This window comes from Pseudomonas ulcerans (assembly GCF_036324125.1).
Lineage (GTDB): Bacteria > Pseudomonadota > Gammaproteobacteria > Pseudomonadales > Pseudomonadaceae > Aquipseudomonas > Aquipseudomonas ulcerans.
This window is the reverse complement of sequence record NZ_JAZDQN010000043.1, coordinates 12802-36304: the sequence shown is the minus strand read 5'-3', so window position 1 is coordinate 36304 and position 23503 is coordinate 12802. Positions and strand designations below refer to the sequence as shown.

Genomic DNA, 23503 nt, shown 5'->3' with positions numbered 1-23503 from the left:
CAACGGCCCGCCTCTCGAAAAGAGGCGGGCCGCTTCAGGCGACGCTAACAGCCATTACTTGTTGGCGTGGTAGTCCGCGTCGGCTTTCTCGAAGCGCGCGACCATGCTGGACGACACGCGACCGGCCTTGCTCACCAGCACGATGGCGATGGTGGCGAAGATAAAGCCCGGGATGATCTCGTACAGGCTGGTGCCCGAGTAGTTCTTCCACAGGATCACGGTCAGGGCGCCGACCACGATACCGGCCAGCGCGCCATTGCGGGTCATGCCTTTCCACAGCACGGACAGCAGGACCACCGGACCGAAGGCGGCACCGAAGCCTGCCCAGGCGTAGGCCACCAGGCCCAGCACGCGGTTTTCCGGGTTGGCGGCCAGGGCGATGGCGATCAGGGCAACGGCCAGGACCATCAGGCGGCCGACCCACACCAGCTCACCCTGGGAGGCGTTCTTGCGCAGGAAGGTCTTGTAGAAGTCTTCGGTCAGGGCACTGGAGCAGACCAGCAGCTGGCAGCTCAGGGTGCTCATCACCGCAGCCAGGATGGCCGACAGCAGGACACCGGCGATCCACGGGTTGAAGAGGATCTTCGCCAGCTCGATGAACACGCGCTCGTGGTTCTCGGTCACGGGACCTGCCACTTCAGGGTGTGCCGAGAAGTAGGCGATGCCGAAGAAGCCCACGGCACAGGTACCGGCCAGGCACAGGATCATCCAGGTCATGGAGATGCGACGGGCCTTGGCGATCGACTTCACCGAATCGGCGGCCATGAAGCGCGCCAGGATGTGCGGCTGGCCGAAGTAGCCCAGGCCCCAGCCCATCAGCGAGATGATGCCGATGAAGCTGGCATTGCGGAACATGTTGAAGTTTTCGGGGTTCTGCGCCTCGATGGCGAGGAAGGTGGTGTCCACGCCACCGGTGGCCAGCAGCACGAAGATCGGCGTCAGCAGCAGGGCGAAGATCATCAGGCCGGCCTGCACGGTGTCGGTCCAGCTCACGGCCAGGAACCCGCCGACGAAGGTGTAGGCGATGGTCGCGGCAGCACCGGCCCACAGCGCGGTCTCGTAGGACATGCCGAAGGTGCTTTCGAACAGGCGGGCACCGGCGACGATGCCGGAAGCGCAATAGATGGTGAAGAACACCAGAATCACCACGGCGGAGATGATCCGCAGCAGGCCGCTCTGGTCTTCGAAGCGACTGGCGAAGTAATCCGGCAGGGTCAGTGCATCGCCGTTGTGCTCGGTCTGCACCCGCAGGCGTCCGGCAACGAACAGCCAGTTCAGGTAGGCACCGACGGTCAGGCCGATGGCGATCCAGGCTTCCGACAGACCGGACATGTAGATGGCGCCCGGCAGGCCCATCAGCAGCCAGCCGCTCATGTCGGAGGCACCGGCGGACAGTGCGGTTACCACGCTGCCGAGGCTGCGACCGCCAAGGATGTAGTCGGAAAGGTTCTTGGTGGAGCGATAGGCCATGAAGCCGATCAGCACCATTACGGCGATGTAGATCACGAAGGTGATCGTGATGGGATTGCTAGTCATGTATTGCGCCCTGGCGTTTGTTTTTATGTAGCGACAGCCTCAGACGAGGTTGCACCCAGGCGGCGGATGCTATGCAACAACGCAAACGGGGTGCAACCCTTTTTACAAAAGTAGTTGCACCTCGTCGGAAAAATTTCGTTCTAACGGCTTTTTGCTCCTTTTTGGCACAAGAACAGCGCTTTACAGAAGAAAAAGCACCATAAAAAGCCGTTTCCGTCGTGAGGCTTTTGTCATCCGGACGAGTTGCACCTCCGCCTGGAAAATTTTGGGTTGCACTAGGTTGCACCCGAAAACGCGCACAGCTAATCTTGGCGCCAGCTTAGCCACGGCCCAGTGGCAATAAAGAGGATAAGAAATGGCGACGACCACCCTTGGGGTCAAACTCGACGACCCGACCCGTGAGCGACTCAAAGCAGCTGCGCAGTCCATCGACCGCACGCCGCACTGGTTGATCAAGCAAGCGATCTTCAATTACCTGGAGAAGCTGGAGGGTGGCGCCACCCTGACCGAACTCAACGGTCAGCCCGGCAACCTGGCCGATGACGCGGGCGACGTGCAGCCCGACCACAGCCATCAATGCTTCCTCGAATTCGCCGAAAGCATCCTTCCACAGTCGGTCCTGCGCGCCGCCATCACCGCCGCCTATCGCCGCCCCGAGCAGGAAGTGGTGCCGATGCTGCTGGAGCAGGCGCGCCTGCCGGCCGCCCAGGCCGAAGCCACCAACAAGCTGGCCGCCGGCATCGCGGAAAAACTGCGCAACCAGAAGAGCGCCGGCGGTCGTGCCGGCATCGTCCAGGGCCTGCTGCAGGAATTCTCCCTGTCGTCCCAGGAAGGCGTGGCCCTTATGTGCCTGGCCGAAGCCCTGCTGCGCATCCCCGACAAGGGCACCCGCGACGCCCTGATCCGCGACAAGATCAGCACCGGCAACTGGCAGCCGCACCTGGGCAACAGCCCGTCGCTGTTCGTCAACGCCGCCACCTGGGGCCTCCTGTTGACCGGCAAGCTGGTCTCCACCCATAACGAATCCGGCCTCACCTCGTCCCTCAGCCGGATCATCGGCAAGAGTGGCGAGCCGATGATCCGCAAGGGCGTCGACATGGCCATGCGCCTGATGGGCGAGCAGTTCGTCACCGGCGAGACCATCGCCGAGGCCCTGGCCAACGCGAGCAAGTTCGAAGCCAAGGGCTTCCGCTATTCCTACGACATGCTCGGCGAAGCCGCGCTGACCGAGCACGACGCGCAGAAATACCTGGCGTCCTACGAGCAGGCCATCCACTCCATCGGCAAGGCCTCCCATGGCCGCGGCATCTATGAAGGCCCGGGCATCTCGATCAAGCTCTCCGCCCTGCACCCGCGCTACAGCCGCGCCCAGTACGAGCGCGTGATGGACGAGCTGTACCCGCGCCTGCTGTCGCTGACCCTGCTGGCCAAGCAGTACGACATCGGCCTGAACATCGACGCCGAGGAAGCCGACCGCCTGGAGCTGTCCCTCGACCTGCTCGAACGCCTGTGCTTCGAACCGCAACTGACCGGCTGGAACGGTATCGGCTTCGTCATCCAGGCCTACCAGAAGCGCTGCCCGCATGTGATCGACTACGTCATCGACCTGGCCCGCCGCAGCCGTCACCGCCTGATGATCCGCCTGGTGAAGGGCGCCTACTGGGACAGCGAGATCAAGCGCGCCCAGATCGAGGGCCTGGAAGGCTATCCGGTGTACACCCGCAAGGTGTACACCGACGTTTCCTACATCGCCTGCGCCCGCAAGCTGCTGTCGGTGCCGGAAGTCATCTACCCGCAGTTCGCCACCCACAACGCCCACACCCTGTCGGCCATCTACCAGATCGCCGGTCAGAACTATTACCCGGGCCAGTACGAATTCCAGTGCCTGCACGGCATGGGCGAGCCGCTGTACGAACAAGTCGTAGGCAAGGTCGCCGATGGCAAGCTGAACCGTCCGTGCCGCGTGTACGCCCCGGTCGGTACCCACGAGACCCTGCTGGCTTATCTGGTTCGCCGCCTGCTGGAAAACGGCGCGAACACCTCGTTCGTCAACCGCATCGCCGACCACTCGATCTCGATCCAAGAACTGGTCGCCGACCCGGTCGCCACCATCGAGCGCATGGCCACCCAGGAAGGCAGCGTCGGCCTGCCACACCCGCGCATCCCGATGCCGCGTGACCTGTATGGCAGCGAGCGGGCCAACTCGGCCGGCATCGACATGGCCAACGAACACCGCCTGGCCTCGCTGTCCTGCGCCCTGCTGGCCACCGCGCACACCGACTGGAAAGCCGCGCCGCTGCTCGGTTGCGCCGCCAGCCAGGAAGCCGCCGTGCCAGTCCTCAACCCGGCAGACCACCGCGATGTGGTCGGTCACGTCCAGGAAGCCACCGTCGGCGACGTCGACAACGCCATCCAGTGCGCGCTGAATGCCGCACCAATCTGGCAGGCCACCCCACCGGCCGAGCGCGCCGCGATCCTCGAACGCGCCGCCGACCTGATGGAAGCCGAGATCCAGCCGCTGATGGGCCTGCTGGTCCGCGAAGCGGGCAAGACCTACGCCAACGCCATCGCCGAGGTCCGCGAAGCCGTCGACTTCCTGCGCTACTACGCAGTGCAGGCACGCAACGACTTCAGCAACGACGCTCACCGCCCGCTGGGCCCGGTGGTGTGCATCAGCCCGTGGAACTTCCCGCTGGCGATCTTCAGCGGCCAGGTGGCTGCTGCCCTCGCCGCCGGCAACCCGGTACTGGCCAAGCCAGCCGAACAGACCCCGCTGGTCGCCGCCCAGGCCGTACGCCTGCTGCTCGAAGCCGGCATTCCGGAAGGCGTGGTGCAACTGCTGCCGGGCCGCGGTGAAACCGTCGGTGCCCGCCTGGTGGGCGACGAACGCGTCAAGGGCGTGATGTTCACCGGTTCCACCGAGGTCGCGCGCCTGCTGCAACGCAACATCGCCGGCCGCCTGGATGCCCAGGGCCGTCCGATCCCGCTGATCGCCGAAACCGGCGGCCAGAACGCCATGATCGTCGACTCCTCGGCGCTGACCGAACAGGTGGTGATCGACGTGGTGTCCTCCGCGTTCGACAGTGCCGGCCAGCGTTGCTCGGCCCTGCGCGTGCTGTGCCTGCAGGAAGACTCCGCCGACCGCGTCATCGAAATGCTCAAGGGGGCCATGGCCGAAAGCCGCCTGGGCAACCCGGAGCGCCTGTCCGTGGACATCGGCCCGGTGATCGACGCCGAAGCCAAGGCCGGCATCGAGAAACACATCCAGGGCATGCGCGAGAAAGGTCGCACGGTCTACCAGGTGGCCCTGGCCAACGGCGACGAGTGCAAGCGCGGCACCTTCGTCATGCCGACCCTGATCGAACTGGAAAGCTTCGACGAACTGAAGCGCGAGATCTTCGGCCCGGTACTCCACGTGGTGCGCTACAACCGCAAGGACCTGGACCAGTTGATCGAACAGATCAACGCCTCCGGCTATGGCCTGACCCTCGGCGTGCACACCCGCATCGACGAGACCATTGCCAAGGTCATCGACAATGCCCATGCCGGTAACGTCTACGTCAACCGCAACATCGTCGGTGCCGTGGTCGGCGTGCAGCCGTTCGGCGGCGAAGGCCTGTCCGGCACCGGGCCGAAGGCCGGCGGCCCGCTGTACCTGTACCGCCTGCTGTCGACCCGCCCGGCCGATGCCATCGAGCAATCGTTCCAGCGCAGCGACGCCGGCAGCGCCCCGGACAGCCGCCTGCGCGAAGCCCTGCTCAAGCCGCTGGAAGCCTTCAAGACCTGGGCCGCCAGCGCGCAGAACAACGAGCTGGTGCAGACCTGCGAACAGTTCGCCCGCCAGTCGCAGAGCGGTATCACCCGCCTGCTGGCCGGCCCGACCGGCGAGCGCAATAGCTACACCATCCTGCCGCGCGAGCACGTGCTGTGCCTGGCCGACAGCGAAGCCGACCTGCTCACCCAACTGGCTGCGGTCCTGGCCGTAGGCAGCTCGGCAGTGGTGCTGGACGGCGAGCCGGGCAAATCGGTGCGTTCGCGCCTGCCGAAGGAAGTACAGGCGCGGATCAAGCTGGTCAGCGACTGGAACAAGGAAGACGTGGCGTTCGACGCGGTCCTGCACCACGGCGACTCCGACCAGTTGCGCGGCATCTGCGAGCAGATCGCCAAGCGTCCGGGCGCGATCGTGGGTGTTCACGGCCTGTCCTCGGGTGAAACCGCGGTGGCGCTGGAGCGACTGGTGATCGAGCGAGCTCTGAGTGTGAACACAGCGGCAGCCGGTGGTAACGCGAGCCTGATGACTATCGGCTGATAGTCGGAAGGAAAAGAGGCGGGGCGGGTTTTGCGCACTCCAGATGGAGTGACGCGAAACCCGCCCCGTTTTTTTGCCGATCAAGCGCTGGCAATCAATACCGTTTTCAGTAAGCGAGCGACAACAACATCGCAACCAATACGAAGTACACCAGCCAGATGACAATACCCAGCCCCATCCAGCCTTTGTTGGCTCCGTTGAAATGCGCGTTCGTCTCTCCTTCCGGGTCCCCCTCGACTACGTTTACGGCACGTTGAATCTTGCACATGACCCAAAGCAGGGCGACCAGTTGCGCTATCGCCAGGATCATGCTTTGCAGATTCGTGAGGGCAATATCCTTCAACTCCATAGGCACGGGCATCAACATTGACGCACCGAAACTGGCAAGCAGAATGAGCCACATGGCCATAGCCAGGGATTTCGGTGACCACTCGTACTGGCTACCTGAGCCTTTCATGCCTTGGTCGATGCGACGGAGCAGCGGATACAGGAAAATGACGGGAATGATGCTGCGAAGTAACGGAATCATATGTTCTCCGGTGGCATCCCTGTAGGTAGCCCAATTCCGATAGAACCAATAAAAACCGTAGAGTCCCGTGGTCAGAATCGTCATATAGATCAGTTTGTTTACCGAAACCACATAGAACATTGGTTTGCGCAGTTCTTTTTGGTCGATGGCGGGGGTAATTGTGTCACTGGACATAAAGAGCTCCTAAAGTTAAAGGCCGCCATCAAACACCCACCGCCAAACAATTGATGTAAGAAAAGTCCCAGCCTAAAAGGGGATTCTTCGAATAGTTCCTAACATGCTCTATCAGAACTCAAGGCAATGCTCCCAGTACCAGCCACCCCAAGGTAATGAGCGATATCCATAGCCAGTTCCCCAGCGTGAGCCGCGCATTGCCCGCCCCTTCCGGGTCGCCTTCGCAAAAGTTGATGGCGCGTTGAATCCTGCCTTGAAACACATGAAACATCACGAGCGTTGCCAATACTGAAGGTGCGAACTCGGGAAGAGGCAGCATTACGATCCAGAGAAAATGCCCGGATATCATCATCAACAGCACCCCGAACGCCAACCACCACGGCGACCATCCATAGCTGCGCCCCGATGTACGGATTCGCCGGTCCACCCGATGCAACAACGAGTAGAGGAAAAGCTCGGGAACCACTATCCGAGGCAACAACATAATCTTTGCGCCGCAGGCATCGCGATAGAGATCCCAGTTACGAAAAGACCAGAAAAACCAGTAAAGGCCGGAGGTCAGCAGCGTCATGACGATCAACTTGGGCACCGCAACCACGAAGAACGCAGGCTGCGCCGAACGACAGGAGGAAGGATTACTTGTGGACATGATCTGGACCGCCGTGCTGGAGAGTCCCCATCAAACCGCACCCACAAGATTCAAGGCTGCCGGCTCACTCCCGACGCATAGCGCGAAAGATCCGACAACAGAGCAGAACCAGACTACAAAGCTGAACGAGCTTGAGACCTGATCCAATAGCCACCCTAAACTCCCTGCCCCACCCTTCTACCCCACCATCACCCAAACCTATTTCCCTGTGCACCCTCCCCCCGGCTGCCTAGACTCGCCCCATCCCGAATCAAAGGACCGCCGCCATGACCGAGACCCTGCTCAGCGCCCGCAACCTGGCGTTCGAACTCTATGAAGTGCTGGATGCCGAAGCCCTGACCCGCCGCGAGCGCTTTGCCGAGCACAGCCGCGAGACCTTCGACGCGGCGCTGTCCACCGCGCGCAGCATCGCCGAGAAGTACTTCGCCCCGCACAACCGCAAGGGCGACGAGAACGAACCGCGCTACGAGAATGGCGCGGCGGTCCTGATTCCCGAAGTGAAGCCCGCCGTGGACGCTTTCCTCGAAGCCGGCTTCCTCAACGCCAACCGCGATTTCGACGTCGGCGGCATGCAACTCCCGACCCTGCTGTCGCAAGCCTGCTTCGCCCACTTCCAGGCAGCCAACGCCGGCACCACGGCCTACCCGTTCCTGACTATGGGCGCGGCCAACCTGATCGAGAGTTTCGGCACCGAGGAACAGAAGCGCCTGTTCCTTCAGCCGATGATCGACGGCCGCTTCTTCGGCACCATGGCCCTGACCGAGCCCCACGCCGGCTCGTCCCTGGCGGATATCCGCACCCGCGCCGAACCCGCCGCCGACGGCAGCTACCGCCTGCGCGGGAACAAGATCTTCATTTCCGGCGGTGACCATCCGCTCTCGGAAAACATCGTGCACATGGTCCTGGCCAAGCTGCCGGACGCGCCGCCCGGGGTGAAGGGCATTTCCCTGTTCATCGTGCCCAAGGTCCTGGTCAATGCGGACGGCAGCCTGGGCGAGCGCAACGACGTGACCCTCGCCGGCCTGTTCCACAAGATGGGCTGGCGCGGCACCACCTCGACCGCGTTGAACTTCGGCGACAACGGCCATTGCGTCGGCTACCTGGTGGGCAAGCCGCACCAGGGCCTGGCGTGCATGTTCCAGATGATGAACGAGGCCCGCATCGGCGTCGGCATGGGCGCGGTGATGCTCGGCTACGCCGGCTACCTGTACTCCCTCGACTACGCCCGCCAGCGCCCGCAAGGTCGCCTGCCGGACAACAAGGATCCGTCCACCGCCGCCGTGCCGATCATTGCCCACAGCGATGTGAAGCGCATGCTCCTGGCGCAGAAAGCCTATGTCGAAGGCGCCTTCGACCTCGGCCTGTACGCCGCGCGCCTGGTCGACGACACCCAGACCGCCGAGCCCCCGGAAACCCGCCAGCAGGCCCACGAACTGCTCGACCTGCTCACCCCCATCGTCAAGTCCTGGCCTTCGGAGTTCTGCCTCAAGGCCAACGAGCTGGCGATCCAGATCCTTGGCGGCCACGGCTACACCCGCGAGTACCCGGTGGAGCAGTACTACCGCGACAACCGCCTGAACCCGATCCACGAAGGCACCCACGGCATCCAGTCCCTCGATCTGCTCGGGCGCAAGCTGGCGCAGAACGGCGGTGCCGGGCTCAAGCAACTGGTGCGCCTGATCGCCGGCACCTGCGAGCGGGCGCATCGGTTCTCCAGCCTGGACAACCTGCGCCAGCCACTGGAACAACTGCTGACCCGCCTGCAAGCCGTGACCCTCGGCCTGCTGGGCGACATGGCGAGCGGCAAGGTCAACGCCACCCTGGCCAACTCGGCGCTGTACATGAAAGCCTTCGGTCACTGCGTGATCGGCTGGCGCTGGCTGGAACAGGCGATCCGTGCGGAAGAAGGTCTGGCCCGCGCCAGCGAGGCAGATCGCGACTTCTATCGCGGCAAGCTGCAGGCGGCGAGATTCTTCCTCACCTGGGAAGTACCGGCCTGCCATAATGACATCACCTTGCTCGAAGCACGCGACGACACCTGCCCGGGCATGCACGAGGAGTGGTTCTGAACCAGGGCCACCGTCACCGGAGGCCCGTCCATGTTCGATTCCACCGCGTCGCTGCGCCAACGCTTCCAAGGCTTGCGCAGCGGCGGCGAGTTCTTCTCCCTGCGCCATGTGCGCCAGTCCCACCAGCACCTGTCGGTGCGCAAGAACATCGCCACGCCACCCAGCCTGGGCCGGGACGAAGGCGCCATGCTCACGGTACGGGTCAGCGGCGTCGAGGCCTATGCAGCCACCGCCGACCTGTCCGAGGCCGGCCTGCAACGCGCGCTGGACCGCGCCGAAGCCCTGGCCCGGCAGGTCGCCGCCTGTTCGCTGCTGGACCTGCGCGACCAGCCTATCGCCACCGCCCGCGCCGACTACTGCTCGCCCGATCTCGACCAGGCCTTTCCCTCCCTCGCCGACTGCTACGCGCTGCTCCAGCAGGAATCGGCCTCGGTGCCGCAGGATGAACGCCTGGTCAACTGGCAGGTCGACCTCGGCCTGCGCGAGGTCGAGCAGATCTACTTCAACAGCGCCGGCGCCGAGCTGCGCCGGGCCCAGCGCTTCGTCTTCCCCGGCCTGACCGTTACCGCCTTCGACAACGGCGACAGCCAGACCCGCACCTTCGGCAACGACAACTTCGGTCGCCAGGGTGGCCCCGGACTTATCCACAGCTGCGGGCTGGTCGGTGCCGGCCAGCGCATTGCCGACGAGGCCCTGCAACTGCTGCTGGCGCCCAATACCCCAAGCGGCGCACGCGACCTGCTGCTGATGCCGGACCAGATGATCCTGCAGATCCACGAATCCATCGGCCACCCGCTGGAAATGGACCGCATCCTCGGCGACGAGCGCAATTTCGCCGGCACCAGCTTCGTCAAGGCAGAGGATTTTGGCCATCTGCAATACGGCTCGAAGCTGCTCAACGTGACCTTCGACCCGACCATCCGCGAAGAACTGGCCAGCTACGGCCACGACGACGACGGCACCCCGGCGACCAAGCAGTTCCTGATCCGCGACGGCCTGCTGGAGCGCCCGCTGGGTGGCGCGCTGTCGCAGTTCCGCTCGGGCCTCGACGGGGTCGCCAACAGTCGCGCCTGCAGCTGGAACCGCGCGCCCATCGACCGCATGGCCAACCTCAACGTGGAGCCGGGCAACCAGTCGCTGGAACAACTGGTCGGCGGTATCGAGCACGGCATCCTCATGCGCACCAACCGCTCCTGGTCCATCGACGACGCACGCAACAAGTTCCAGTTCGGCTGCGAATGGGGCCAGCTGATCGAAGACGGTGAACTCAAGGGCGTGGTGAAGAACCCCAACTACCGCGGCATCTCCGCCAGTTTCTGGCGCAGCCTTAGCGCCGTCGGCGATGCCAGCACCTTCCAGGTCCTCGGCACGCCGAATTGCGGCAAGGGCGAACCGAACCAGGTGGTCCGCGTCGGGCATGCCTCGCCAGCCTGCGTGTTCAGCCAGATCGACGTATTCGGAGGAGATGCCTGATGGCCGCCGATTTCCTGCCCGGCTTCCAGGCCCTGGTCGCCTGGCTGCGCACCCACGTACGGGCGCCGGAACACTTCACCCTGAGCTTCGCCGGGGAAGACTCGCAGTTCGTTCGCTTCAATCACGCCAAGGTGCGTCAGGCCGGGGAGGTCCGGCAGTCCAGCGTCACCCTGCGCCTGATCGCCGACGGCCGCCAGGCCGACCTGAGCCTGACCCTGAGCAACGATGCCGCCACCGACCGGCAACGCCTGGGCGAAGCACTGGAGCAGTTGCGCCAGACCTTGCCGCTGATCCCTGCCGATCCCTACCTGCTGCTCAATGACAGCGTCTGGACCAGCGAGCGTCGCCAGGACCAGCCCTTGCCGGACTTCGCCCGGGTGCTGGAGCAGATCGAGGCAGGCGCTGGCGACCTGGACCTGGTCGGCTTCTATGTCGCCGGCCCCGTATGCCGGGGCTTCGCCAGTTCCTTCGGTGCGTTTGGCTGGCACCACGCGAACAGCTTCGGCTTCGACTGGAGCCTGTTCCACGCCAACGGCCAGGCGGTGAAGACCAACTACGGCGGCCAGGTGTGGGACGACCGGCAGTTCGCCGCGCGCCTGGCCCAGGCCCGCGAACAGCTCGGCTACCTCGGGCGGCCGCTCAAGGTCCTGGCGCCCGGTCAGTACCGCGCCTACATCGCCCCGGGAGCGATGGACGAGATCGTCGACCTGCTCGGCTGGGGTGGTTTCTCGACCCAGGCCATCGCCAACAAGCACAGCCCGCTGCAGCGCCTGCATGCCGGCGAAGCGACGCTGAGCCCGCTGGTGAGCTTCAGCGAACAGGTCAGCGGCTCGATCTGCCCGGCGTTTTCCGGCGAGGGTTATCCCCGGGACGATGTCACCCTGATCGAGGCGGGTGCGCTCCGGGACAGCCTGACCAGCGCGCGCAGCGCCGCAGAGTTCCAGTGCCAGGCCAACGGTGCCGAATCCTGGGAGGCGCCCACCGCGCTGAGCATGGCCGGCGGCGACCTGGAGCTGGACCAGGTGCTGGCGCGGCTGGGTACCGGCCTGTACATCAGCAACCTCTGGTACCTGAACTACTCCGACCAGCCCGCGGCGCGGATGACCGGGCTGACCCGCTTCGCCACCTTCTGGGTAGAAGACGGCAAGATCCAGGCACCGGTGAGCACCATGCGCTTCGATGACAGCCTGTACAGCCTGCTGGGGTCGAACCTGGAAGCGCTGACGCGGGAGCGCGAGCTGGTGCTCTCGACCCGCACCTATGGCTTGCGCCAGACCGGGTCGAATCATTTGCCGGGGGCGCTGGTCAAACGGCTGACCCTCACATTGTGATTGATGCACCACGGCCCCTGTGGGGGCGGGTTCACCCGCGATAGCGATGGTGGGTTCACCACCGTGATCGCGGGTAAACCCGCTCCCCCAGGGTTCGGCGCCAGTTGTTGAAAGGATTTCCAATGCCAGACCGCACACCCCTGGACCCCACCACCGCCCGCTGGATCCCCTGGGTCGTGGCCATCGCCTTCTTCATGCAGTCCCTCGATGGCACCATCCTCAACACCGCCCTGCCGGCCATGGCCCGCGACCTGGCCGAAGACCCGCTGCGCATGCAGTCGGTGATCATCGCCTACATGCTCACCGTAGCTTTGCTGATCCCCGCCTCGGGCTGGATCGCCGACCGTTTCGGCACCAAGCGCATCTTTTTCGGCGCGATCCTGCTGTTCAGCCTCGGCTCGCTGCTCTGCGCGCTGGCCGGCAGCCTCGGCATGCTGGTGGCGGCGCGGATCATCCAGGGCCTCGGCGGCGCACTGATGCTGCCGGTGGGACGCCTGGTGGTGCTGCGCGCCTACCCGCGCTCGGAGCTGGTGCGGATCATGAGCTTCATCACCATCCCCGGCCTGCTCGGCCCCCTGCTCGGCCCGACCATGGGCGGCTGGCTGGTGGAGATCCTCAGCTGGCACTGGATCTTCCTGCTCAACCTGCCGGTCGGCGTGATCGGCTGCTACGCGGTGTGGAAGTTCATCCCCGACCTGCGCGGCTCGTCCCGCACCCGCTTCGACGGCATCGGCTTCATCCTGTTCGGCGCGGCGATGGTATTGATCACCATCGCCATGGAAGGGCTGGGCGAGCTGCACCTGCCGCACCTGCGGGTGATGCTCCTGCTGTTCGCCGGCATGGCCTGCCTGGCCGCCTACTGGCTGCGCGCCGGGAGCATCGACGAGCCGCTGTTCTCGCCGAAGCTGTTCCGCGTGCGTACCTTCTCGGTGGGCATCCTCGGCAACCTGTTCGCCCGCCTGGGCAGCGGCGCCTTGCCCTTCCTCGTGCCGCTGCTGCTGCAGGTGGCGCTGGGTTACTCGCCGGCCGAAGCGGGGATGAGCATGATCCCGCTGGCGGCCGCGGCGATGCTCGCCAAGTCCATCGCCCGTCCGCTGATCGAGCGCTTCGGCTACCGCAACATCCTCACCGGCAACACCCTGCTGCTGGGGATCATGCTGGCCAGCCTCGGCCTGGTGGACGAAAGCACGCCGCACGCGGTGCTGCTGGTGCAACTGGGAATGCTCGGGGCGATCAACTCGATGCAGTTCACCGCGATGAACACCGTGACCCTGATCGACCTCGACGATGCCAGCGCCAGCAGCGGCAACAGCCTGTTGTCGGTGGTCGCGCAACTGTCCCTGAGCCTGGGCGTGGCCTGTGCCGGCGCCCTGCTCGGCGGCTTCACCGCAGCAGGCAGCGCCGAGGGCGTGGAAAGCACCCTCGGCGCCTTCCAGCTGACCTTCGTCACCATCGGCCTGATGGCGATGCTGGCGGCCGCCATCTTCATGCAACTGGCAAAGACAGACGGACGACGCGCCCCTCGTCAGGAAGCGGAGATCGAGCCGTAGGGCGAATGGCCATGAGGCTGGTACACTGCGCGACATTTTGTTTTGCAGGCCCGCCTCGTGACCACCAACGCCACCGCTTTCGCCACCTTGCCGCTGTCCGCCGCCATGCTGGCCAACCTGGACGCCCTCGGCTACTCCGAGATGACTCCGATCCAGGCACAGAGCCTGCCGGTCATCCTCAAGGGCCAGGACCTGATCGCCCAGGCCAAGACCGGCAGCGGCAAGACCGCCGCCTTCGGCATCGGCCTGCTCAACCCGATCAACCCGCGCTACTTCGGCTGCCAGGCGCTGGTGCTGTGCCCGACCCGCGAGCTGGCCGACCAGGTCGCCAAGGAACTGCGCCGCCTGGCCCGCGCCGAGGACAACATCAAGATCCTCACCCTCTGCGGCGGCGTGTCCCTGGGCCCGCAGATCGCCTCGCTGGAGCATGGCGCGCACATCATCGTCGGTACCCCGGGCCGGGTGCAGCAGCACCTGAGCAAGGGCACCCTGGTGCTGGACGGGCTCAACACCCTGGTCCTCGATGAAGCCGACCGCATGCTCGACATGGGCTTCTTCGACGCCATCGCCGATATCGTCGGGCAAACCCCGAAGCGCCGGCAGAGCCTGCTGTTCTCCGCCACCTACCCGGCCGGAATCAAGCAACTGGCCGCGTCGATCATGCGCGACCCGCAGCAGGTCAAGGTCGAGGCGCTGCACAGCGACAGCCAGATCGAGCAGCATTTCTACGAGATCGACGCCGAAGACCGCCTGAGTGCCGTGACCCGTGTGCTCGGGCACTTCCGTCCACAGTCCTGCGTGGCGTTCTGCTTCACCAAGCAGCAGTGCCAGGAGCTGGTGGACCACCTAAAGGCCAAAGGCATCGCCGCCGAGGCGCTGCACGGCGATCTTGAGCAGCGTGACCGCGACCAGGTCCTGACCGTATTCGCCAACCGCAGCACCTCGGTGCTGGTGGCCACCGACGTGGCCGCCCGCGGCCTGGACATCGATGCCCTGGACATGGTGATCAACGTCGAGCTGGCGCGGGATGCGGAGATTCACGTGCACCGCGTCGGGCGTACCGGTCGCGCCGGCGAGAAGGGCCTGGCGGTGAGCCTGGTGGCCCCGGCCGAGGGACATCGAGCCCAGGCCATCGAGGCGCTGCAGAAGAGCCCGCTGCGCTGGGAACAGCTGGACAGCCTGAAGAGCAAGGGCGGCGAGCCGCTGGTGCCGCCGATGTCGACCCTGTGCATCGCCGCCGGGCGCAAGGACAAGCTGCGTCCGGGAGACATCCTCGGTGCGCTGACCGGCGATGCCGGGATCGATGGCAAGAAAGTGGGCAAGATCGCCATCTTCGATTTCCAGGCCTTCGTGGCGGTGGAGCGTGACGTGGCCAAGCAGGCCATGCAGCGGCTCAACAGCGGCAAGATCAAGGGGCGCTCGCTCAAGGTCCGGATCATCTAAGAGCGACGCGTACCCTGTAGGAGCGGGTTCACCCGCGATGACGGCGGTGGGATCACTACCGCAATCGCGGGTAAACCCGCTCCTACAGGAGGTCCCGGTAAACCATAGAGAAAAATCATGCACCACACCGATGTCATCATCATCGGCGCCGGCGCCGCCGGCCTGATGTGCGCCCGCACCGCCGCCCTGCGCGGCCGCCGGGTCGTGCTGCTGGACCACGCCAACAAACCGGGCAAGAAGATCCTCATGTCCGGCGGCGGCCGCTGCAACTTCACCAACATGTACACCGAGCCGGGCAATTTCCTCTCGCAGAACCCGCATTTCTGCAAATCCGCACTGGCCCGCTACACCCAGTGGGACTTCATTGAGATGGTCGCCAAGCACGGCGTGCCGTACCACGAGAAGAAGCTCGGCCAGCTGTTCTGCGACAACAAGTCCAGCGACATCCTGCAGATGCTCCTCGACGAGTGCTACAGCGCCGGCGCCACGCTGCGCATGGATACCCGCATCGAACACATCGAGAAGCTCGAACACGGCTACCTGCTGAACACCAGCGCCGGCCCGTTCCAGTGCCAGTCGCTGGTGATCGCCACCGGCGGCCTGTCGATCCCGACCCTGGGCGCCACCGGCTTCGGCTACCAGGTCGCCCGCCAGTTCGGCCACAACCTGCTGCCGACCCGCGCAGGCCTGGTGCCGTTCACCATCACCGACCAGCTCAAGGCCCTGTGCACCGAGCTGTCCGGCACCTCGGTGGACTGCGTCGCCAGCTGCAACGGCAAGAGCTTCCGGGAAAACCTGCTGTTCACCCATCGCGGCCTCAGCGGCCCGGCAATCCTGCAGATTTCCTCGTTGTGGGAAGCCGGCGACACCGTGGAAATCAACCTGCTGCCGGACCACGACGCCCTCACCTGGTTGCAACAGCAGCAGGCCGAGCGCCCCAACAGCGAGCTGAAGACCCTGCTGGGCGAGGTCTTCACCAAGAAGATGGCCAACCTGCTGGCCGATACCTGGTTCGTCTCCAGGCCGATGAAGCAGTACACCCCGGCGGAACTGGCCCAGGTCGCCGACAAGCTGGGCAACTGGCAACTGGTGCCGGCCGGCACCGAGGGCTATCGCACCGCCGAGGTGACCCTGGGAGGCGTCGATACCCGCGAGGTGTCGTCCAAGACCATGGAGTCGCTGAAGAGCCCCGGCCTGTACTTCATCGGCGAAGTGCTGGACGTCAGTGGCCATCTTGGCGGCTTCAATTTCCAGTGGGCCTGGGCCTCGGCTTACGCGGCGGCGCAGTTCGTCTAGAATCAGCGTCCATCACGGAACGCATTTTGCTGGTACGTGACACCGCGACGGTTTGACGTCGCGGTGACCGCTCACTCAGCCCCCCGCCCAGCAGGCCTGCCCGCCACCATGTCGTCTTCTTCTTTCAGCCAATCGTTGCGTCGTCTGTGGGCGCTGGACAAGTTCAGCTACAGCATCCGGGTGTTGATCGCCCTCACCGGCAGCATGGCGCTGTGCTGGTACCAGGACCAGATGAACCTGCTGATCCCGCTGTTCCTCGGCATCATCGCCAGCGCCCTGGCCGAGACCGACGACAGCTGGCAGGGCCGTCTCAACGCCCTCGCGGTCACCCTGGTGTGCTTCACCGTGGCCGCGCTGGCGGTAGAACTGCTGTTCCCCTACCCGTGGATCTTCGTCACCGCCATGGCCCTGGCAGCGTTCTGCCTGACCATGCTCGGTGCCCTCGGCGAGCGCTACGGGGCGATCGCCCAGGCCACGCTGATCCTCTCGGTGTACACCATGATCGGCGTGGACCAGCGCGGCGGCGAAGTGACCGACTTCTGGCACGAACCCTTGCTGCTGGTGGCCGGCGCGGCCTGGTACGGCCTGCTCTCGGTACTGTGGCAGGCACTGTTTTCCAACCAGCCGGTGCAGCAGGCGCTGGCCCGGCTGTTCCGCGAACTGGGCATCTACCTGAAGCTGAAGTCCAACCTGTTCGAGCCGATCCGCGGCCTGGACGTGGAAGCCCGGCGTCTGGAACTGGCGCAGCAGAACGGCAAGGTGGTGGCGGCGCTGAATACCGCCAAGGAAATCATCCTGCACCGGGTCGGCGGTGGCCGGCCCAGCTCCAAGGTCAGTCGCTACCTGAAGCTGTACTTCCTCGCCCAGGACATCCACGAGCGCGCCAGTTCCTCGCACTACCCGTACAACGCCCTGACCGAGGCGTTCTTCCACAGCGACGTGCTGTTCCGCTGCCAGCGCCTGCTGCGCCAGCAGGGCAAGGCGTGCCATGAACTGTCGGCGTCCATCCAGCTGCGCCAGCCGTTCGTCTACAACACCGGTTTCGCCGAGGCCCTGGAAGACCTGCACGCCTCGCTGGAACACCTGCGCATCCAGAGCAACCCGGCCTGGCGCGGCCTGCTCCGCTCGCTGCGCGCCCTGGCCGCCAACCTGGCGACCCTCGACCGCCTGCTCAGCGACGCCAGCAACCCCGACAGCCTGGCCGACAACACCGACCCGAGCCTGCTCGACCGTTCACCGCGCAGCATGGCGGACGTCTGGAGCCGCCTGCGCCAGCAACTGACGCCGACCTCGCTGATCTTCCGCCACGCCCTGCGCCTGCCCCTGGCGCTGGCCGTCGGCTACGGCATGGTGCACCTGATCCACCCGACCCAGGGCTACTGGATCATCCTCACCACCCTGTTCGTCTGCCAGCCCAACTACGGTGCGACGCGGCGCAAACTGGTGCAGCGGATCATCGGTACCGCCATCGGCCTGACCGTCGGCTGGGCGCTGTTCGACCTGTTCCCCAATGCGCTCATCCAGTCGCTGTTCGCGGTGGCCGCCGGGGTGGTGTTCTTCGTCAACCGCACCACCCGATACACCCTGGCGACGGCGGCGATCACCCTGATGGTGCTGTTCTGCTTCAACCAGATCGGCGACGGCTACGGCCTGTTCCTGCCGCGCCTGTTCGATACCCTGGTGGGCAGCCTGATCGCCATTTCGGCGGTGTTCCTGTTCCTGCCGGACTGGCAGGGCCGGCGCCTGAACAAGGTGCTGGCCAACACCCTCACCTGCAACAGCGTTTACCTGCGCCAGATCATGCAGCAGTACGCCCAGGGCAAGCGCGACGACCTCGCCTACCGTCTGGCCCGGCGCAATGCGCACAACGCCGACGCGGCGCTGTCCACTACCCTGGCCAACATGCTCATGGAGCCGGGGCATTTCCGTAAGGAAGCGGACGTCGGCTTCCGTTTCCTGGTGCTCTCCCACACCCTGCTCAGCTACCTGTCGGCCCTCGGCGCGCATCGCGAAAGCACCCTGCCCGCCGAAGCCCGCGAGCAGCTGATCGACGACGCCGGGGCGAAACTGGCGCAGAGCCTGGATGAAATCGCCAGCGGCCTGGCCGGCAAGCAGCCAGTGGCGATCCACAGCGACAGCGAGGAAGCCCTGGCGGGCGAGCTGGAGCAGATGCCCGAGGAAATGGACGAGAACCTGCGGACGGTACAGACCCAACTCGCCCTGATCGCCCGTCACCTCGGCCCGCTGCGCACCCTCGCCGCGCACCTGATCAAGGGGACGCCGCCGGCCTGAGGCCGTAGCTGTCGACGATCCGTGCGTAGCTGCCGTCGGCCTTCATCGCGGCGATGGCGTTGTCGAAATCGGCGACGATCTGCTCGTGCCGGGGGTGCTTCAGGCTGACCAGGATATGCAGGTCGTTCTCGCTGACCGGCTTGCCGAAGAACTCCACCATGTCCTTGGCAGTGTTGTGCTCGCGCTGGAGAAACCAGCTGGCGACATACTCGTCTTCCACCGCCAGGCTCACCCGCCCGGCGGCAAGCATGCCGATGGCCACGGAAAAGCTGCGCACCGGCACTTTCTGCAGGCGCACATCGTTGTCGAAGTCGTTGGAATAGGCGTAGTCACGGACCACGGCGATGGAGTGCGGATAGAGATCGGCGAGCCGTTCGAAGCGGATCACGTCGCTCTTGCGCTTGAGCAGGCGGATGCGATTGGTGAGGTAGCCGCCGGAGAACTGGCCGATGCGCGTGCGCGAGTCGTTGTACCAGGCGTTGACCAGCACGTCGTAACGGCCGTCGTTGATGCCCATCAACGCCCGCGCCCAGGGCACCTGCTCGAACTCGCTGACATAGCCCGCGCGCTTGAGCGCCGCCTTGACGATGGCAGTGGCCAGCCCGCCCTCTTCCAGGCTGGCGTCGGTGAAGGGCGGCCAGGCATCGGCGACCAGGCGCAGGGTTTCGGCGTGAACCGGGGTAACTGACAACATTCCAAGCAAACACAAGACTCGGAGCAAATGCATGCTCAAATCCTATAGCGGAGATGTTCCGCGCTCTGGTTTGACCGCTGGGAATTTCAGTGCCAACAAATTCAATCGCGATGGCCAGATTACACAAACATCCGTCCGCGTGGCATCAGCAGATAATAGCCATATGCCTCTATTCTTGCCGGTTTTGCGGGCACTTTGACTTTCGACAGGAAGTTGCGCCGGGCTATGCTCGGCATCGAAGCCCTCAAGAGATTTCCCCATGTCCGTCGACTGGATTTGCAAACATCACACCGACCTTGGCAAAGAGCAGCTGTATGCCGTGCTGGAACTGCGCAACCAGGTATTCGTCCTGGAACAGAAGTGCCCGTACCAGGACCTGGACGGGCAGGATCTTTCCGGGGACACTTGCCACCTGATGGCCTGGCAGGATGACAAGCTGGTGGCATACCTGCGCTTGCTGGACCCGTTGTCCCAAGGGGGTGACGTGGTGATTGGCCGGGTGGTGATCGCCGAGGCCGGGCGCGGCCAGGGGCTCGGGCACGAGCTGATGGTGCAGGGGCTCAGGCAAGCCGCGGAGCTGTGGCCGGAGACGCCGGTGTACCTCTCGGCCCAGGCGCATTTGCAGGGGTATTACCGCAAGCATGGGTTCGAGGTGGTGGGTGAGGCGTATCTGGAGGACGGGATTCCGCATATCGGGATGCGGCGGGGATAAGGCATTCCGAAAACACCACTGCACCTTGTGGGAGCGGGTTTACCCGCGATTACTGTAGTGAACTCACCATCGCAATCGCGGGTAAACCCGCTCCCACAAGGTCTGCGTCGCTCTTGGACCTGTTCTCTGCTCGATAGCACAGCCAGAAAGGCTGGGCAGATGCCCACAGGGCTCATTGCAAACCAGAGCCTCGCGCTGTGTCAGGGATAGCCCAGCACTTCGCGGATCGTGCGCAGGTGCTGGATGATCCAGCCCTTGTCGATCGCTCCCCAGTCGCGAATCCGGTAGTGCCCGGCGTGATTGCGTGCCCCCGCCTGCTGCTCGAACTCGCAGACGATATCCAGGTCCGCCAGCGCCGCGATGGTGTCCTGCGCGGTGCGCCGGGGCATGCCGGTGGCGGCCATCAGGGCCGGTACGCTGCTGGCGGTCTGGCTGTCGATCAGCCAGGCGACGTACAGGCGACGGTAGAAACTGCTCTTGGTCTTGCTCACTTCCATGCGAAAGGTTCCTTGACTCACTGGGTGCCCGGCAGGTCGCGCCAGGTCAGGTAGACACGCAGGTCGAACTCCAGCTGGTGATAGCCAGGCTGCATGTATTCACAAAGTTGGTAGAAAGCCTTGTTGTGATCGGCTTCCTTGAGGTGCGCCAGCTCGTGCACCACGATCATCCGCAGGAACTCCGGCGCCGCTTCGCGAAACAGCGAGGCAATGCGGATCTCCTTCTTCGCCTTGAGCTTGCCGCCCTGCACCCGCGACACCGCAGTATGCAGGCCGAGGGCGCGGTGGGTCAGGTCGAGGCGGTTGTCGAACAGCACCTTGTCCAGGTTCGGCGCATTGCGCAGGTGTTCCTGCTTCAGGCCCTGGGCGTAGGTGTACAGCGCCTTGTCGCTCTGCACGTCATGCCGGCCCGGGTAGCGCTTTTGCAGGTAATCCCCCAGCTGACCACGGGCGATCAACTGGCGCACCTGGTCTTGCAGGGCAGGCGGATAGGCTTGCAGGTACTTGAGGGCGGTCATGGCGGCTACGGCGGGCGACTGGGCAAAGGCGGCAGTTTACCCAACTACAACGCCTGCCAGTCAAAAAACGCCGGGAAGCGCCCTGCCTCGTCGGCAGTGATCGGCCGCGCCACCAGGAAACCCTGGACGTACTGGCAACCATGCTCGCGCAGCCACTCGGCCTGGGCCGGGGTTTCCACGCCTTCGGCGATGATGCTGATGTTGTACTGCTGACACAGCTCGATGACGCAACGCACCAAAGCGACGTTGGCCTGCGACTCCGGCAGCAACGCCACCAGGTGCCGGTCGAGCTTGAGGGTATCGATGGGCAGGTCGCGCAGCAGGCGCAGCGAGCAATCGCCGGCACCGAAATCGTCCAGCGCCACCCGCACGCCCAGTTCGCGCAGCTTGTGCAACTGGCGCAGGGCGGCGTCGAGGTTGTCGGTCAGCGAGGTCTCGGCGATCTCCACCTCCAGCTGGCTGGCGGACAGCCCGGCACTGGCGATGACCTGGCCCAGTTCGTCGACCAGGTTGGGCATGGCGAACTGCACCTTGCTCAGGCTGATGCCGAGGGTGATCTCGTCGGGGAAATGCCCGCACCAACGCCGCCGCTGTTCAGCGCCCTGGGTGTAGATCCAGCTGGCCAGGCGGTTGATCAGCCGCGCCTCTTCCAGCAGCGGCAGGAACAGCCCCGGCGGTACGTCGCCGACGCTGGGGTGCCGCCAGCGCAGCAGCGCCTCGAAGCCGCGCAGGCGACCGTCGCTGAATGCCACCTGGGGCTGGAACACCAAGGTGAAATCCTGGTTATCCACAGCCGCACGCACGCTGTCTTCCAGCATCAGCCGCGAGCGGGCACGGCCGTTGAGGTCCTGGTCGTAATAGCGGTATTGCTGGCGTCCGGCCTGCTTGGCCGCGTACATCGCGGTGTCGGCGGCGCGCAGCAGGTTGTCGAGGTTGGCGCCGCAGTCGGGGTAGATGGCGATGCCGATGCTGACCCCGAGGATCACCTCCAGCCCGTCGATATGCTGGCGGATGGACATGCGCTCGATGCATTTCTCGGCGAAGCGCGCAGCCTGTTCCGGGTAGTCGAGGTCGTCGAGCAGCGCGGTGAATTCGTCGCCGCCCATGCGCGCGAGGATGCCGTGGCCACCCAGGCAGTCCTTCAACTGCTCTGCGACCCAGTGCAGCACCTGGTCGCCGGTCTCGTGGCCGAGGGAGTCGTTGACCCGCTTGAAGCCGTCGAGGTCGAGGTACATCAAGGCGTGATGCTTCTCGGAATGCTCGCTGCGCACCAGCGCGCTTTCCGCCGCCTGGTAGAAGCCGCGGCGATTGAGCAGGCCGGTGAGCGGATCGGTGACCGCCTGCTGCTCCAGTTGCTGGTGCAGGCTGCGCACCACCGACATGTCCAGCACGGTCACCACCATGGCCCGCTGCTCGCCGGGCAGCGCCGCGCAGGACAGCGCCACCGACAGGGCCTGGCCGTTGCTGGTGCGCAGCACCGCATCGTGCAGGCGGTAGATGTCGCGTTCCAGATAGGCCTGGTAGAACGCCGACTCACGCCAGTGCGTGGCGGCCGGCGACAGCACGAACTCCAGCAGGCAGGCGCCCTGCAGCTGGTCCACGGAGGCGGTGAGCAGGCGGGAAATGGCCGGGTTGGCGAAGCGGATGACCCCGTCCTCGGCCACCACCAGGATGCCTTCGGCGGCGTTTTCCAGGACCGAGGCGTTGAAGGCGCGGGCCGCCTCCAGGTCGCGGGTCAGGCGCTGCAAGGCACGGCGGTTGCGCTGCTGGTCGAGCAGGGCCTGCACCTTGGGCTTGAGGATCTGCGGATCGAAGGGTTTGAACAGGTAGTCCACGGCGCCGCTGGCGTAGCCCTTGAGCACGGCCGCCTGGCTCTGCTCGTTGGCGGTGAGGAAGATGATCGGCGTCAGCCGCGTGCGCTGGCTGCCGCGCATCAGGCGGGCGACCTCGAAGCCGTCCATCTCCGGCATCTGCACATCCAGCAGGACCAGATCCACCTCATGCGCAAGCAAGGTGCTCAGGGCTTCGATGCCGGAGCTTGCGGTCAATACCTGCCAGTCCTGGCGCGCCAACAGCGCCCGCATGCTGATCAGGTTCTCCGGGTAGTCATCAACCACCAGTAGCGTTGAGCCACCCTCATGTACGGGGGTTTGAGCGCATTCCATGCTGCTTCTCTTTTGGCAACCGCGTCAGTTGTCCGAATGAAAATCTGCCGGTTTTCACTCTAGACCCGAGTGTTACAAATCTAAAGCTGGCAAAAGGCCAATAGATCGTTCGCCGACTAACGGTCCAGGCCAGGGGCGAACCTGAATCTGACCAAACGGATGTGATGGAGTTCACAAAACCCGGTGAGCGTAGTCGGGCAAATCCGTTGCTGCCAACACGCACCCAAAAAAAAGGGACCGCCGCAGCGATCCCCCCTTTTTCAAGC

General features: G+C 64.8%; 16 protein-coding genes. 9 read left to right on the top strand and 7 right to left on the bottom strand.

The features are described from left to right. Nucleotides 1–54: 54 nt before the first annotated feature. On the bottom strand, nucleotides 55–1536 hold the full coding sequence (putP, locus tag V0R59_RS26430) for a sodium/proline symporter PutP (RefSeq protein ID WP_330077549.1): 1482 nt from the start codon (nucleotides 1534–1536) through the stop codon (nucleotides 55–57). A 355-nt stretch (nucleotides 1537–1891) separates the two neighbouring features. Between putP and putA the strand changes: the two genes are divergently transcribed. Then, nucleotides 1892–5845, top strand: a complete 3954-nt coding sequence (gene putA / locus V0R59_RS26425) for a trifunctional transcriptional regulator/proline dehydrogenase/L-glutamate gamma-semialdehyde dehydrogenase (protein WP_330077548.1) — start codon at nucleotides 1892–1894, stop codon at nucleotides 5843–5845. 106 nt (nucleotides 5846–5951) lie between these two features. On the opposite strand, the gene V0R59_RS26420 is transcribed toward putA, so the two are convergent. Together V0R59_RS26420 and V0R59_RS26415 are read right to left on the bottom strand one after the other, a co-directional pair. Further along, complete coding sequence (locus tag V0R59_RS26420) at nucleotides 5952–6548, bottom strand: hypothetical protein (RefSeq protein ID WP_330077547.1); 597 nt, start codon at nucleotides 6546–6548, stop codon at nucleotides 5952–5954. Nucleotides 6549–6666: 118 nt separating this feature from the next. Further along, nucleotides 6667–7197, bottom strand: a complete 531-nt coding sequence (locus V0R59_RS26415; protein WP_330105847.1) for a hypothetical protein — start codon at nucleotides 7195–7197, stop codon at nucleotides 6667–6669. Nucleotides 7198–7463: 266 nt separating this feature from the next. Here V0R59_RS26415 and V0R59_RS26410 point away from each other — a divergent pair, with 266 nt between their 5' ends. The 7 genes from V0R59_RS26410 (at nucleotide 7464) to yccS (ending at nucleotide 18651) form a co-directional block, all read left to right on the top strand. Continuing rightward, the gene (locus V0R59_RS26410; protein WP_330077544.1) at nucleotides 7464–9266 is read left to right on the top strand and encodes an acyl-CoA dehydrogenase; all 1803 of its coding nucleotides are present in this window, start codon (nucleotides 7464–7466) and stop codon (nucleotides 9264–9266) included. Between the two features lie 30 nt (nucleotides 9267–9296). After that, on the top strand, nucleotides 9297–10739 hold the full coding sequence (locus tag V0R59_RS26405) for a TldD/PmbA family protein (protein ID WP_330077543.1): 1443 nt from the start codon (nucleotides 9297–9299) through the stop codon (nucleotides 10737–10739). Continuing rightward, entirely contained in the window at nucleotides 10739–12070 is a 1332-nt protein-coding gene (locus tag V0R59_RS26400) for a TldD/PmbA family protein (protein WP_330077542.1), read from the top strand. The genes V0R59_RS26405 and V0R59_RS26400 overlap by 1 nt, the downstream gene beginning before the upstream one ends. Before the next feature lie 122 nt (nucleotides 12071–12192). Next, the gene (gene mdtD / locus V0R59_RS26395; protein ID WP_330077541.1) at nucleotides 12193–13620 is read left to right on the top strand and encodes a multidrug transporter subunit MdtD; all 1428 of its coding nucleotides are present in this window, start codon (nucleotides 12193–12195) and stop codon (nucleotides 13618–13620) included. Between the two features lie 105 nt (nucleotides 13621–13725). Next, nucleotides 13726–15063 carry an ATP-dependent RNA helicase DbpA gene (gene dbpA, locus V0R59_RS26390; RefSeq protein WP_330077565.1) on the top strand — a complete coding sequence of 446 codons (1338 nt, stop codon included), beginning with the start codon at nucleotides 13726–13728 and terminating at the stop codon, nucleotides 15061–15063. A gap of 117 nt (nucleotides 15064–15180) precedes the next feature. Then, nucleotides 15181–16359: a BaiN/RdsA family NAD(P)/FAD-dependent oxidoreductase gene (locus tag V0R59_RS26385; protein ID WP_330077540.1), complete on the top strand. Its 1179-nt coding sequence runs from the start codon at nucleotides 15181–15183 to the stop codon at nucleotides 16357–16359. Nucleotides 16360–16467: 108 nt separating this feature from the next. Further along, nucleotides 16468–18651 (top strand): YccS family putative transporter, encoded by a 2184-nt coding sequence (gene yccS, locus V0R59_RS26380; protein ID WP_330077539.1) that lies wholly within the window; start codon nucleotides 16468–16470, stop codon nucleotides 18649–18651. Here the strand turns inward: yccS and V0R59_RS26375 are convergent. Continuing rightward, nucleotides 18629–19345 (bottom strand): substrate-binding periplasmic protein, encoded by a 717-nt coding sequence (locus V0R59_RS26375; RefSeq protein ID WP_330077538.1) that lies wholly within the window; start codon nucleotides 19343–19345, stop codon nucleotides 18629–18631. The two genes, yccS and V0R59_RS26375, sit on opposite strands and share 23 nt — an antisense overlap. 259 nt (nucleotides 19346–19604) lie before the next feature. Here V0R59_RS26375 and V0R59_RS26370 point away from each other — a divergent pair, with 259 nt between their 5' ends. Continuing rightward, the gene (locus V0R59_RS26370) at nucleotides 19605–20057 is read left to right on the top strand and encodes a GNAT family N-acetyltransferase (RefSeq protein ID WP_330077537.1); all 453 of its coding nucleotides are present in this window, start codon (nucleotides 19605–19607) and stop codon (nucleotides 20055–20057) included. Between the two features lie 200 nt (nucleotides 20058–20257). On the opposite strand, the gene V0R59_RS26365 is transcribed toward V0R59_RS26370, so the two are convergent. From V0R59_RS26365 to V0R59_RS26355, 3 genes are read right to left on the bottom strand one after another with little or no spacing between them, the layout of a single operon-like run. Further along, nucleotides 20258–20554 (bottom strand): winged helix-turn-helix domain-containing protein, encoded by a 297-nt coding sequence (locus V0R59_RS26365; RefSeq protein WP_330077536.1) that lies wholly within the window; start codon nucleotides 20552–20554, stop codon nucleotides 20258–20260. Nucleotides 20555–20571: 17 nt separating this feature from the next. Further along, nucleotides 20572–21072 (bottom strand): M48 metallopeptidase family protein, encoded by a 501-nt coding sequence (locus V0R59_RS26360; protein WP_330077535.1) that lies wholly within the window; start codon nucleotides 21070–21072, stop codon nucleotides 20572–20574. Between the two features lie 44 nt (nucleotides 21073–21116). Beyond that, nucleotides 21117–23237 carry a putative bifunctional diguanylate cyclase/phosphodiesterase gene (locus V0R59_RS26355; protein WP_330077534.1) on the bottom strand — a complete coding sequence of 707 codons (2121 nt, stop codon included), beginning with the start codon at nucleotides 23235–23237 and terminating at the stop codon, nucleotides 21117–21119. Nucleotides 23238–23503: the final 266 nt, after the last annotated feature.

Excerpts from the sequence above, each read along its gene's own strand:
- putP (WP_330077549.1), bottom strand. The coding sequence starts at position 1,536 with ATGACTAGCAATCCCATCACGATCACCTTCGTGATCTACATCGCCGTA.
- putA (WP_330077548.1), top strand. The coding sequence starts at position 1,892 with ATGGCGACGACCACCCTTGGGGTCAAACTCGACGACCCGACCCGTGAG.
- V0R59_RS26420 (WP_330077547.1), bottom strand. The coding sequence starts at position 6,548 with ATGTCCAGTGACACAATTACCCCCGCCATCGACCAAAAAGAACTGCGC.
- V0R59_RS26415 (WP_330105847.1), bottom strand. The coding sequence starts at position 7,197 with ATGTCCACAAGTAATCCTTCCTCCTGTCGTTCGGCGCAGCCTGCGTTC.
- V0R59_RS26410 (WP_330077544.1), top strand. The coding sequence starts at position 7,464 with ATGACCGAGACCCTGCTCAGCGCCCGCAACCTGGCGTTCGAACTCTAT.
- V0R59_RS26405 (WP_330077543.1), top strand. The coding sequence starts at position 9,297 with ATGTTCGATTCCACCGCGTCGCTGCGCCAACGCTTCCAAGGCTTGCGC.
- V0R59_RS26400 (WP_330077542.1), top strand. The coding sequence starts at position 10,739 with ATGGCCGCCGATTTCCTGCCCGGCTTCCAGGCCCTGGTCGCCTGGCTG.
- mdtD (WP_330077541.1), top strand. The coding sequence starts at position 12,193 with ATGCCAGACCGCACACCCCTGGACCCCACCACCGCCCGCTGGATCCCC.
- dbpA (WP_330077565.1), top strand. The coding sequence starts at position 13,726 with ATGCTGGCCAACCTGGACGCCCTCGGCTACTCCGAGATGACTCCGATC.
- V0R59_RS26385 (WP_330077540.1), top strand. The coding sequence starts at position 15,181 with ATGCACCACACCGATGTCATCATCATCGGCGCCGGCGCCGCCGGCCTG.
- yccS (WP_330077539.1), top strand. The coding sequence starts at position 16,468 with ATGTCGTCTTCTTCTTTCAGCCAATCGTTGCGTCGTCTGTGGGCGCTG.
- V0R59_RS26375 (WP_330077538.1), bottom strand. The coding sequence starts at position 19,345 with ATGTTGTCAGTTACCCCGGTTCACGCCGAAACCCTGCGCCTGGTCGCC.
- V0R59_RS26370 (WP_330077537.1), top strand. The coding sequence starts at position 19,605 with ATGTCCGTCGACTGGATTTGCAAACATCACACCGACCTTGGCAAAGAG.
- V0R59_RS26365 (WP_330077536.1), bottom strand. The coding sequence starts at position 20,554 with ATGGAAGTGAGCAAGACCAAGAGCAGTTTCTACCGTCGCCTGTACGTC.
- V0R59_RS26360 (WP_330077535.1), bottom strand. The coding sequence starts at position 21,072 with ATGACCGCCCTCAAGTACCTGCAAGCCTATCCGCCTGCCCTGCAAGAC.
- V0R59_RS26355 (WP_330077534.1), bottom strand. The coding sequence starts at position 23,237 with ATGGAATGCGCTCAAACCCCCGTACATGAGGGTGGCTCAACGCTACTG.